Origin of the sequence: Methylobacterium crusticola (assembly GCF_003574465.1) — a bacterium.
Taxonomy (GTDB): Bacteria; Pseudomonadota; Alphaproteobacteria; order Rhizobiales; family Beijerinckiaceae; genus Methylobacterium; species Methylobacterium crusticola.
The window spans coordinates 1-11419 of record NZ_QOWC01000243.1; the positions used below are offsets into that span (position 1 = coordinate 1).

General features: G+C 63.5%; 14 protein-coding genes, 1 tRNA gene and 1 pseudogene. 9 read left to right on the forward strand and 7 right to left on the reverse strand.

Features of this window, described 5'->3' with window-relative positions:
• From DT057_RS36255 to DT057_RS31775, 3 genes and pseudogenes are all read left to right on the forward strand, one after another.
• Nucleotides 1-365: pseudogene (locus DT057_RS36255) on the forward strand (hypothetical protein); the annotation flags it as partial.
• Between the two features lie 121 nt (nucleotides 366-486).
• Complete coding sequence (locus DT057_RS31770; RefSeq protein ID WP_128566039.1) at nucleotides 487-963, forward strand: DUF4329 domain-containing protein; 477 nt, start codon at nucleotides 487-489, stop codon at nucleotides 961-963.
• A 78-nt stretch (nucleotides 964-1041) separates the two neighbouring features.
• A protein-coding gene (locus DT057_RS31775) for an IS5 family transposase (protein ID WP_128566040.1) occupies nucleotides 1042-1796 on the forward strand; the annotation gives its coding sequence in 2 pieces (ribosomal slippage) (nucleotides 1042-1372 and nucleotides 1372-1796; 756 coding nt in all).
• Nucleotides 1797-1869: 73 nt separating this feature from the next.
• On the opposite strand, the gene DT057_RS31780 is transcribed toward DT057_RS31775, so the two are convergent.
• A complete protein-coding gene (locus tag DT057_RS31780; RefSeq protein WP_128566041.1) occupies nucleotides 1870-2457 on the reverse strand; it encodes a hypothetical protein in 588 nt (195 codons plus the stop codon).
• A gap of 1024 nt (nucleotides 2458-3481) precedes the next feature.
• Here DT057_RS31780 and DT057_RS31785 point away from each other — a divergent pair.
• Nucleotides 3482-3730, forward strand: coding sequence for a DUF6489 family protein (locus tag DT057_RS31785; RefSeq protein WP_128566042.1), 249 nt, complete (start codon nucleotides 3482-3484; stop codon nucleotides 3728-3730).
• Between the two features lie 638 nt (nucleotides 3731-4368).
• Entirely contained in the window at nucleotides 4369-6321 is a 1953-nt protein-coding gene (locus DT057_RS31795; RefSeq protein WP_162501568.1) for an acyltransferase family protein, read from the forward strand.
• Nucleotides 6322-6456: 135 nt separating this feature from the next.
• On the opposite strand, the gene DT057_RS36260 is transcribed toward DT057_RS31795, so the two are convergent.
• The 3 genes from DT057_RS36260 to DT057_RS37600 form a co-directional block, all read right to left on the reverse strand.
• Entirely contained in the window at nucleotides 6457-6630 is a 174-nt protein-coding gene (locus DT057_RS36260; protein ID WP_203236430.1) for a hypothetical protein, read from the reverse strand.
• 44 nt (nucleotides 6631-6674) lie between these two features.
• Entirely contained in the window at nucleotides 6675-6911 is a 237-nt protein-coding gene (locus DT057_RS31800) for a hypothetical protein (protein WP_128566045.1), read from the reverse strand.
• A 266-nt stretch (nucleotides 6912-7177) separates the two neighbouring features.
• The gene (locus DT057_RS37600; RefSeq protein ID WP_128566046.1) at nucleotides 7178-7429 is read right to left on the reverse strand and encodes a putative hemolysin; all 252 of its coding nucleotides are present in this window, start codon (nucleotides 7427-7429) and stop codon (nucleotides 7178-7180) included.
• Nucleotides 7430-7820: 391 nt separating this feature from the next.
• Between DT057_RS37600 and DT057_RS37335 the strand changes: the two genes are divergently transcribed.
• From DT057_RS37335 to DT057_RS31820, 3 genes are all read left to right on the forward strand, one after another.
• Nucleotides 7821-7955 carry a hypothetical protein gene (locus DT057_RS37335; RefSeq protein ID WP_269152996.1) on the forward strand — a complete coding sequence of 45 codons (135 nt, stop codon included), beginning with the start codon at nucleotides 7821-7823 and terminating at the stop codon, nucleotides 7953-7955.
• 227 nt (nucleotides 7956-8182) lie between these two features.
• Nucleotides 8183-8515, forward strand: a complete 333-nt coding sequence (locus DT057_RS31815) for a hypothetical protein (RefSeq protein ID WP_128566048.1) — start codon at nucleotides 8183-8185, stop codon at nucleotides 8513-8515.
• Nucleotides 8512-8943, forward strand: a complete 432-nt coding sequence (locus DT057_RS31820; protein WP_128566049.1) for a hypothetical protein — start codon at nucleotides 8512-8514, stop codon at nucleotides 8941-8943. Before DT057_RS31815 ends, DT057_RS31820 begins: the two co-directional genes overlap by 4 nt.
• A 367-nt stretch (nucleotides 8944-9310) precedes the next feature.
• Here the strand turns inward: DT057_RS31820 and DT057_RS31825 are convergent.
• The 3 genes from DT057_RS31825 to DT057_RS31835 all read right to left on the reverse strand — a co-directional run bounded on the left by DT057_RS31825 (nucleotide 9311) and on the right by DT057_RS31835 (nucleotide 10927).
• Nucleotides 9311-9396, reverse strand: a tRNA-Leu gene (locus DT057_RS31825).
• A 69-nt stretch (nucleotides 9397-9465) separates the two neighbouring features.
• Nucleotides 9466-10683: an FAD-dependent oxidoreductase gene (locus DT057_RS31830; RefSeq protein ID WP_128566050.1), complete on the reverse strand. Its 1218-nt coding sequence runs from the start codon at nucleotides 10681-10683 to the stop codon at nucleotides 9466-9468.
• Entirely contained in the window at nucleotides 10670-10927 is a 258-nt protein-coding gene (locus DT057_RS31835; protein WP_128566051.1) for a zinc-finger domain-containing protein, read from the reverse strand. Before DT057_RS31835 ends, DT057_RS31830 begins: the two co-directional genes overlap by 14 nt.
• Before the next feature lie 297 nt (nucleotides 10928-11224).
• On the opposite strand from DT057_RS31835, the gene DT057_RS31840 reads away from it, so the two are divergent.
• The coding region (locus DT057_RS31840) for a DUF456 family protein (RefSeq protein ID WP_203236431.1) at nucleotides 11225-11419 on the forward strand (195 nt) is incomplete at its 3' end.

Here is an 11419-nt window from a genome sequence, read left to right on the forward strand (position 1 = left end):
GCCATTGCAGCGACAGCACGAGGTGCTCCGTCCGTCGCCGTCGCGTCGGCTGGCAGGGACATTCTTGGAATCAACGAGAGCCTAGCTACCAGCCGGGCAGCAAGGGCTACAGCCGCGTCCGTGACGACGAGGTGAAAGGGCCGGGCGAAGAGATGCTCTATCGCCGCCTCGGCTACAACGGTGTCGGGATGATCAACGGCGGCAACGTCCTGCAACTCAGCGGCCGCGCCTCTCTCGACATCACGCTCAACGGCTTCCCGGCGGGCGCCAAGACGAAGACCAGCGCGGAGGGCATGTTCCGGCGTGTCAGCGTCGCCAGAAACCGGCAGATGGCATTGGCTGATGACAACGGGGAATGGGTATAGGCGGAGTAAGCTGAGCTTTCAGCTGCCCTGATGCTATCAGATGTTCAGACCGAGGAGGCGCCCGCGATTTTCGAGGCAGTTCAAATGTGATATGTAAAAAGCGGCAAGAGTGGAGGTCCGTATGAGCGGCGGAGTAGTCACCCTCCCTGAAATCACTATCGTTGGTCAAATTCCCAAAAACTTTCCAAGCATGGATGCCGCTGCTAAGGCGGCATTTATGAAAATCATTCCAACATCGCTCAAGGAAGGAATAGAGTACTCGGGGCCGGTATTCCAAGTTAGTGGTCGCCAGTTGTTCTACACGATAGATCCTGAGCCGGGAGGGCCCGACAACTCATCTTTCAACTTTAGCTATCTTGAAGCAATGGGCAAAGACAAGATTGTCGCTGTTTATCACACTCACCCCGTTATAGGGACCAATTGGGAAAACTTTTCGGGCGATGATATGGCCATCTGCGTTAAGAGCAATCTAGTTATATACTTAGGTACGAAAAATCGTATAAAGAAAATAACGCCTAAAGGTCTTTTGCCCGCGTCTGAACAAGAGGGTTTATTTATGGGATTTCAGCAGAAAACTATTGGTACTCATTCATTCTAGGTAGGGAACTCATACAACCAATTGCTGTCGCTTGCGTTTTCTTCCTGATTTTGGGGTTTCGAGCGCGGGAGGATCGCGATGGCACGGCTGTTTTGGCACTCGGATGAAGCCTGGGCGCGGATCGAGCCACATCTGCCTCACGGCCAACCGGGCAAACCTCGGGTCGACGACAGGCGGGTGATCAGCGGCATCCTGCATGTGCTGAAGGTCGGCTGCCGCTGGCAGGATACGCCCGCCGCCTATGGCCCACACACGACGATCTACAACCGCTACAACAGGTGGTCGCAGCGCGGGATCTGGCAGCGGCTGTTTGCCAAGATCGCAGCAGCAGGCCCTGTTCCAGACGAGTTGATGCTCGACGCTTCCCATGTGAAAGCCCACCGCTCCGCCTCTGGCGGAAAAGGGGGGCCTGGAGCCAGGCCATCGGCCACTCGCGCGGCGGCTTCACGAGCAAAATCCACTGCTTGGCCGATGGTCGTGGCCGACCGGTTGCGTTTGCCCTGACGCCCGGCAACGTGGCCGATATCACTATGGCGCTGCCTCTGTTGCGAGCCGTCGTGCCGCCCAAGCGGCTGATTGCCGACAAGGCCTACGACGCGCAGAGCTTGAGGGATTGGCTGAAGAGCCACCGGGCCATCGCCACCATCCCGTCCACGGCCACCCGGACGGTGCCCTACAAGCACAGCCGGATCGCTTACCGCCGTCGCACCCGCATCGAGCGCCTGTTCGGCCACCTCAAGAACTGGCGGCGCGTCGCAACACGCTACGACCGCTTGGCCTGCAACTATCTGGCCGCCATCGCACTCGTTTCCTGTGTCATCGCATGGATCTGAATGAGTCCCCTACCTTCCCTACCTAGGGTCAATACCCAATCAGCTTAGCTATTTCCGAGCTCGCCTTCGGTCGTCACTTATCGAACGTGATGACCACGAGGCGCAGCCGCGGGATGAGAAGGAGTTGGCTCGCGCTTGCCTCTGTGAAGTAGCCCCCAGCCTCCCGGGCCGCCTCATACACGGCATTCACGTCGAACGCGGGATCGTTCTCACCAAAGCAATGAAGCGATCCCGCCCACTTCCCGTCTCCTCGCCACCTGTTCGGCACTGGCGTTGGCCGCCAAGGGCCGTAGGTGTAGAAATCCTCCAGTCGTTCTCCCTGATAGCCTTGTCCGATCCGGGCCGAGCGCAGCCGGACTAGGCCGTGAGCCTCCAGATCAGCCGCCGTCTCATCGGAAATCCTGAGTGCAGCCCCGCCACAGGACTTGCGGGCGGGGATGGGAAACAAGAGGTTCCACAGACGCGAGGTCGACCCGTAAGCGACGAGGGACGCTGCCTCAATCTCCTTCGGGATAGCGCGGCGGAAGTGCTCTTCGTGCAAAGCCGTCAGGGGGTTCGCGAATTGAGCCATGGGGAAGATGAACCCGAGTGCCCAGAGCAGTGCGACGTTGAACGAGATGACGAAGACGAGATAGAACGCACGCAGCAACCAGCGCCTCATCTGCCCCTCCGGTCGAGCCCGATGGTCTGGCATCCACCCACAGCGGCTCTCTTGCTGTCAAGCTGGTTGAGTTCAGACCCGGCATCAGCGATCATGCTGCTCTGGTGAGGCAGACGGCCTAAGAAACTCTGAGGGTACCGACCTCAACCGCCGCCTCCGGCAGCACCATTTCCGTGCGCCTCATGGGTTGGAACGTGGGTAGGCAATCCGAGCCCGTAGCCGTGCCAAGCTATCTCAGGGGCTTAGCGGCCGATGATGGCGGATGCTGTCTCCGCCTTGCTCCCGCCTCGGCATTCTGGACGGTGCAGCAGTGAGGATGCGGAGAAACGTCCTGTAGTGCGGGTCGGACCCCCGTCCGTCACGACAGCAGCCCGACCCGCTGCCTTCTCGCCTGGTCGTCACCAGCAGGAAGACAGATCCAACGTGGCACGATCGGCTGGAGAGAGCGAGCGCCCGCCAGCGGTCAACGTCGGGCCAGCAACCAGCAATCTGAACGTGAGCGGGTCGGACCCCCAAGGTTGCGTCCTAGAGCCCGACCCGCCGCCTCCCTGCGACTCTGGGAACAGGTCGGCAGCCAGGGTGCCACGAGCTATCGCGGCCAACCAGTGGCACCTTCCCCCGACGCCCACGATGCATCTGAGCTGAGGAACGCGTAGGGGGCGATCCGATGACGCTTGCGGGACGGAATGGGCAGAGGCAAGCTAACCCGAGTCTATCCTGTACTGGCCCGCCCGGCAGCCGCTGCGGCGGGCTTCTCTTGTCAGCCCGGGTCTACCCAGGTCACGAGCGCGACCGCGACGGCGACGGCCAGGGCAATGAGCACGGTGAAGGCGAAGAGGATGGTGGCGAGCAGGATGAGCATGGGGGCACGGGACGCGACGCGATTGGTCCGCTCCTAGCGCCGGGAGCCCAGATCGGGTTCCCGCCTCCGCGCCGGCCACGGCACGTCCCGCCCTTCGCAAGATCTCAAACACTGGATCGATCGAAGCTGGTCCGCATTCTTCGGGATGAGGAGGGCTTCGCGATGCAGGTCACCGCAGACGTTGATTGCACGCCCGAGGAGGCGCGTGTGTTCCTCGGGCTCCCGGACCTTCAGCCTTTGCAGGCCATGGTCATGGCGCACATGGAGAAGCGCATGCTGGCGCAGCTGGATCGCTACTCCCTGGATGGCCTGATGAAAGTCTGGATGTCTGCCCTCGGACAACCACCGGAGCCTCAGGGCTCCGGTTCGCGGCGCTCCGGCCACGGCACGTCTCGCCCGACCACCCGGTAGCTCGGCGGCAGGGGACCGGCGAGCTGCCCACCCCATCCCTGCTCGCGATAGAGCTTGTCGTAATGCGCCCGCATATCCTTCATGACGCGCGGATCGCGAGCGCCGCAGGCCGAGCAGACTAGGCGCCGGGCTATCGCTAGGAAGGGTAGCCGGTTCGGGAACAACTGAGGAGTTTGAGATGGAAGCCGTCTTGATGGGCGCAGCCGTGTGTTTCGGCTTCGTGTTGCCACTGGGGCTGGCGCGAGGCTACGTCGCGGTGCGCAACAGGCGCCGTAGTTGAAACAACCATGCCCGATAAGGCAAATCATGCTGGACACAGGCACAAGCCAACACGCGGGTCTCCTTGAGGTTGGACTGAGCCTGCAAAGCGCGGCTCGGCTCCATACAGCCGCGTGAGTACGCCGAAAGGTGGTGCATCATATGAAAAATTGATCGCTGAAAACTCCAAAAATCGCTCTCGGACCGACGGTCGTCCCGTACTAAGCTCCGAATTGACAGGCACGTGTCCCCAAGAACGATCATGTCCATCCCGCCTCATGCATCGCCTGCCTGGGGTTAGGGATGAGGATTGTGGATGCATATGTCGCTCACGCCCTGCCCACGGCATCGCACTCTTACGATCACCAAAAAGTCAGTCGATGAACAATCACGTATCATCTGGGCGTGTACTTGGCGACGCATACAGGCCGGATATCGACGGCCTGAGATGCGTGGCAGTTATCGCCGTCGTTGGATTTCATGCCTTCCCTCTGTGGCTCAAAGGTGGATTCATCGGTGTTGATATATTTTTTGTGATCTCTGGATATCTCATAAGTGCGATCATATACGACAAACTAAATACCGATTCGTTCAGCCTATCTGACTTCTACGCGCGCCGCATCCGACGCATATTTCCGTCACTGATTGTTGTCCTCGCGGCGACTGCGGGCATCGCATGGTTCTGCCTCCGATCGGACGATCATTCTCAGGTTGGCAGGCATATCGCGGCAGGCGCAGCCTTCCTGGCGAACATCGTTCTATGGAACGAGGCCGCTTACTTCGATACGACGTCGATTCTGAAGCCGCTGCTGCACCTTTGGTCTCTGGCCGTCGAAGAGCAGTTCTACATCGTGTGGCCAATCTCTTTGATGTTAATTTGGAAATACTGTCGTAATTACATCTTGTCTATAGCGATCCTCATCGGCCTCGTCTCGTTCGCGATCAACATTCTGACGTTGCCTCGCGATCCGGTGGCTGCATTCTACTTGCCGTTCGGGCGCTTGTGGGAGCTGATGATCGGGTGCGCGCTAGCCTACCTCGTATTTACAGGATCTTCCGTTGCCCGCGGCAACTCTTACACCAGTTGCATAGGCATATTGCTGATCATAGCAGCGCTCGTGTCATTTGATGAGTCTGCCCCATATCCTGGCTGGCGCGCTCTTCTCCCAACGGCCGGCGCATGCCTGCTCATCGCGGCAGGGCCCAATGCCTGGTTCAATCGCAGGATCCTCGCGCATCCCGTATGTGTGGGAATCGGACTGATCAGTTATCCCCTCTATCTCTGGCACTGGCCCATCTTGTCGTTCGGTCATATCCTGGGCACCTACGAAGGCTCCGGGGAACTGTCACGACCACTGCGCATCAGCCTTGTGTTTGCCAGCTTCGTACTCTCATGGCTCACCTACAGGTTCATCGAAAAGCCGGTTCGCCTCAGGACGTTTCCAATCCTGTCACCTTCGGTCTACGCGGCAACTGCAACCGCGCTTATGGTCTACGGGCTCTTCATTACTTCCCTCGACGGGCTTCCCTGGCGCAGCATCGACCAACGGCCCGAGAACGCGTTCCTGCAGCACTACAGCCGGCTCCAACGCTCATTCGACCGGGACATGAACCCGTACTATAAACCACAATGTGACTTTTACGATGAAGATCGCAAAGTCAGCAAAGACGCAATTGCCGAGACCTGTACTGCCGCCGGACCGAAAGGTACTTGGCTTCTGTGGGGTGACTCTCACGCGCAGGCTCTTTCTCATGGCCTTCGGACAATTCTACCATCAGGAATTTCTCTCGCCCAAATAGCAACAAGTGGCTGCCGACCTCGGCTTACGGCAGATCCACAACCAGCACGAGGAAATGCATGCAACAAAAGCAACGAATATGCGAGGCAACAACTTAAAGTGCTTGCGCCATCTGTTTTGATTCTAGCTCAGAAAGAACAACATGAGGCAACCGACTGGGATGAGATCGCACGATTCGCTCATGACAGTGGTGTTAGCTCAGTCGTACTGGTCGGCCCTGCACCGCACTGGGAACCGTCGCTGCCTATGATAATCGTAAAACGGCATTGGGGGTCGGACGTGAGTGCAATTAGCGATGGGCTTGTACGATCTGTGTTTCAAACCGATCAAGTATTGAGTGTGAAATACCAGCATGCAGAAAGTTTGAAGTTCGTTTCGCTTTTACAACACCTGTGCTCTGATCAGGGCTGCTTGGCAAAAGTTCCGGAAATGCGCAATCCATATAATCTTACGGCGGTCGATTATGGGCACTTAAGCCCGGAAGGATCTAAGTACGTTGCGGAAAAGATACTTTTGCGCTCCCTCTCTCTCTAGGCATTCAATCTATAATTGATGCCTCCTAGCAATAGGGCTGCGTCGACTACGCGCGCGGCCAGAAGATATGCGAAGCGCGATGCCACGGAGACGGCTCTCGGCTGATCCTCCGACTCCCTGGCAGTGGACTGCCGCTCACTGACCAGCACCCCGCCTCAGTGCCGCACCAACGATGATGGTGGCGAGAGCCGCCGCGCCCGCACCATCCTGAAAGGCTCGCGTCGGCTCGTCAGGCATCGCGAACAGCCACAAGGCGGCGGTGGCCAGGATGCAGACGGCGGAGGCGCTCAGAACGCCGTGCTCGGTCATCTCAGGATCGCTCTGCTTTCATCGTCTTTTCCACGAGGCGGCGCTCAGGCGTGACCAGCCTGATCCGCAAACACGCGCCGAGCCTCCGCCCGCAGCACGTCCAACTCATCCTGGAGCCCGTTGATCTGCCCCTCCAGTTCGTCGAGCGTCACGCACTGTGCGGTCAGATAGACAGCCTCGTCCGGACGTGTGGTTGGGCCGGCGACAGCGACTGAGACCCGTGCCGGCATCGCCGTGGTAGCAGGCTCGATGTGGAGGGTGACGGTGCCGAGCTGGCGCATGTCAGGGCTCCTGATGGGCTTTGGAGGCGGATGCCGGTCTGCTTGGCGCTTTCCTGGGTGGAGAAGGCGCTACCGGCTAGCGTGACATTGCCGCCGTAGCAAGCACTAGGAAAGCTAGGACTACGGATATTGCGCAATTTTCAACCGCGCGCTCTACACCCGCAGCTTCTAAGACTTGCGCAGCAATGATAGCGATTAACCCTGCTAGCGCGCCAAACCTGATCTGGTTCAAATTCAATGGGTCGCCGCGGGTTGTGCTTGTGCGTTCACTTGGGAGGCATGCAGCGGTTATCTTTTAGAAGGGCCCATTCCTCACAAACCTGACCGTCAGGGAACCGGCAGCAGCCGGTCTGGCCCGCATCACCGTTCCGGATCTCAGACTTCCCACCCTTTTCTGCGCAGTTCACAGACGCCGGATTTGCAAGGGCGAGGTGATAGGACCTGCCGGATTGGTTTGCCTCACTGACTGTGGTGAACAGGCAAAGGCAGGCTGTGGCGGCGAGAGTCTGGGCCATCATGTCAGATAGCCCTTAGTTCTCAGGTGCTCCGTCAGCGCCTCTCGGATTGCTTCCGGCCGCGATGGCTTCGGATCTGGCTGATCTGCGATCCAAGCATCAAGCGGATCGAGCGCAGGGGGGAGCAGGCGCACGCCGATGAGCTGGCCCCTGCCAGTCGTCTTCGGGCGACCCCGCTTTTTTGTGTTATCCCGAATTGACGTGCTCATGAAATCAGGATAACACTAAATGCGGCCCGACGGGAAGATGGAAGCTCCCGCGCCGGGCCTGACCAGCAACGTCCTTGGAGCGACGTCCCATGCCTACCCTTACGCCTACCACGCCCGCTTTCGCGGGTGAACGATCACGCCTGCCTCATACTCAGGTGGGACCCGTCACGAGCGCACTCCGCGCGATGCGGACCGACGACCTGGATCGCGAGCGCGATCGCATTGCCGAGTTGCGCGAAGCCCTGTGCCGGTTCTTCGCAGAGCAGGGCCCCAACGAGGCACACGCCTTCGACGTGCTCCTGGCTCGGGGAGAACTGTGATGAAGGTGGCACCCATTACGACCCCTACCATGGGGCGCCGCGGCCTCCTCGCTGGCCTCGCGGCCCTGCCGGTGGCACCAGCCCTCGGTGGCTCTGTTTCTGAGAAGGGGGGGCAACTTGCCTCCCCTGAGATGAAGGGGAGAGAAATTCCCCACCCTGTTGCCGGATCGCAACAGGGTGTGCAACTTGCACACCCTGCTCCGCCCGAGGCCGGCAGCGAGGAGGCCATGGCGTTGTTCCGCGCCGCCTGTTCGGAGACGGACCGGCTCTCCCACGACGCCGTCCACGGCTACCCAGAGCTGAACCTTCCCACCTTCGGCTCATGGACCCGGCGCTGCCTCAATCGCGCCCTCGACACGGGAGAGGTGACCCCGACCGAGTACGCCCGCCTCTACCCGCTGGCGGCCGAGCGGGAGCACCGCATTAACGCTGCTACCCTCAGCACCAACATCCATGCGCTCTACGCCCTAGCCTTCGCGGACGACTACCCGTGCGTGGAGGCGAGCAGCCTGGACGACGACGGCGACGATTACACCCATGACGAGGAGGTGCTGTCATGAGCGCCTGCAACCCGCAACCCGCCAACTCCGCGCCCGAGCCGCTGTTCAGCCTCAGCCCGCAGGCCATGGCCCACATGGTCAACCTCGACGGGTTCGACGTCGAGCAGCTCTGTAACTTCTACGACCTGCTCACCGGGTTCAGGGAGGTGCTGGACGCCTTCACGTGCCAGCCGCGCGCTCAGAGCAGCGACATCACCCACGACAGCAACAGCCTCGGCGACTGGCTGGAGGCGGAGGGCGACCGGTTTGCCTACCTGCGCGACCGTGTCGCCGACGAGGTGGCTGCTCGTCGCCACACGACCCAGGACAAGGACGAGCGCGACCGCATCCTCGAACTGCGGCTCAGGCACGAGATGCTCTGCGAGCGGCGGATCCACGATCAAGCGCTAATGGCCGAGATCGTGAAGGCGTGGGGGCAGCCGGAATGAGGCTCCTGTTCCTAATCGTCTCCCCGTTCGCCTACCTGCACGTCCGGTTCACGGTCTGGCAGGTGAGGCGGGATCTCGACCGATCCGCTTGGCATCACGAGGTGGCCGAGGCGTACCGCGAGAGGGCAGGGGCCCGCTTAGCCGTCATGGAGAGCTGGTAGCAGCCGGCGTGACATTTTGCCCGGCTGAGAGCGAAGAGCTCTCGGTCCACCGCGCAGCCGGGCACCAACCACCTACAATTGGAGGTCACTGTGAGCGTAACCGCCTCGTCCGCGTGCCGACATGGTGCCGACATGGACATCACGAGAAGCCGATATTCCGTCAGCTTCAACCGAACCGAACACCAGAAAAACCAACTATATCAATGTGGTGCGGACGGCGGGACTCGAACCCGCACGACCAGAGGTCGCAAGATTTTAAGTCTCGTGCGTCTACCGATTCCGCCACGTCCGCGGGCAGCGCGCCCTGCCGTGCCGGGGTAGCCGGGGCGGCACCGGAGATCAAGGCGCGGGCGGGGCCGCCTCACGCGCTCCCGAGGGGGCGCCAGCCGTAGAGCCAGGCGTAGCGCTCGGTCATGCGGGCGGGCCCGAGGCGGCCCATCACGGCGTCCCGGGCCGCCGAGACCAGGGCGCCGGCGTGGTAGAGGCGGCCGTTGCGGCGGGCGTGGGCCTGGATCGTCCGCACCCGCTCGGCCCGGTCGGCGGCGTAGCGCGCGAGCGCCGCCGGCACCGGCTGGCCGCCCGCGAGGGCCCCCGCGAGCACCGCCGCGTCCTCGATCGCCAGCGCGGCGCCCTGGGCCAGGAACGGCAGCACCGGATGGGCCGAGTCGCCGAGCAGCGCCACGCGGCCCCGGGCCATCGGCCGGGCGGCCGGGCGGTCGACCAGGGACCAGACCAGCCACGACTCGGGCAGGCCGAGCAGGGCGGCGAGGGGCGGCGCCGCATCCGCGAAGGCGGCCCGCAGGCGCGACGGGTCGCCGGGGGCGCCCCATTCCTCGCTGCCGCCGTCCTCCGGCATCACCGCCACGAGGTTGATCGTGCGCCCCCCCGCGATGGGATAGTGCACGACGTGCCGGCCGGGCCCGAGCCAGAGCCCGGTCTCGTCGCCCCGGAGCGCCGGCGGCGCCGCCTCCCGCGGGACGGTGGCGCGCCAGGCCGCCTGGTACAGGGCGCGCAGGCGCCGGCGGTCGAGGCGCGCCCGCAGGGCGGAGCGCACGCCGTCGGCGACGACCGCGAGGTCGGCCGCCGCCGTCTCGATCCGGCCGCTGCCGCTCTCGAGCGTCAGGGCGACGCCGGCGCCGTCCTCGCTCAGGCCCGTGACGGCGCGCCCGACGAGGAGCCGGATGCCCGGCCGCCCGCGGGCGGCGTCGAGCAGGATGGTCTGGAGGTCGGCCCGGTGGATCACCCAGTAGGGCGCGCCGAAGCGCTCGCGCATGGCGCGGCCCAGGGCCACCTCGCCGATCTGCCGGCCGCTCGCGAGCCCCCGGATGCACACCCGCGCGGGCTCGCCCGCGGCCCGGCGCAGGGCCGGACCGAGCCCGAGATCGGCGAGCACCCGGCTCGCGTTGGGCGAGAGCTGGAGGCCGGCCCCGACCTCGCTGAACGCGGTCCGGCGCTCGATCAGCGTGACGTCGTGCCCGCGGGCGCTGAGCGCCAGGGCCGCCGTGAGGCCGCCGATGCCCGCCCCCACGACCGCGACGCGCAGGCCCGGCCGGTCCGGGACGGGCCTACTCGGCGGCAAGGCGGGCGCGGTCGTCCCAGACGCACGACGCCGGGTCCGCGGCGCCGGCCCTCAGGTCCGGGCGGTGGCGGTACAGCGTCGAGCAGTACTGGCAGATGATCTCGGTGTCGGCGCCCATGTCGAGGAAGACGTGGGGATGGTCGAACGGCGGCAGGGCGCCGATGCACATGAACTCCTTCGAGCCGACGTGGATGACCGGGACGCCATCCTGGTTGTGGAAGTGCGGGACCGCCTTGTCTGCCATCGCGTCCGAGATCCTGCCTGTGCGGAGCCGTTTCGCCCTCCCTCTAGCCCCTCGGCGGGCCGGCGCCTAGGGCCGCGCCCGTTCCGGCCCGGACCGCACGGGACCGGGCCTCGTTCGCGCCGCGGTGCCTGCGGAGATGTGGAGCCGGCGCCGCCGGAGCCCGCGGCCGGCCCGCGGTCCGGGGGAAAAGCGCGGCGGGATCAACGGCCTGACCGGCGCCCCGGCGAGGCCGCGGTTTGGTCACGTTCCGGCGTCATGGGCCCGGATCCCGCTGTCGCCAAACGAGAAGGTCGTCCGTTGAGAGGTCCGGCATCGAGGCTCGCGCTCGTCGCGGCCGTCTGTCTTCCCGCCTGCCTGGCCACGCAGGCCCGCGCCCAGAGCAGCACCGCGGTCGGCGCCGGGGCCGGCATCGTCGCGGGCGCCCTGGTGGCGGGCCCGGTCGGCGCGGTGGTCGGGGGGGTCGTCGGGGCGGCCTGGGGCGAGTCGACGCGC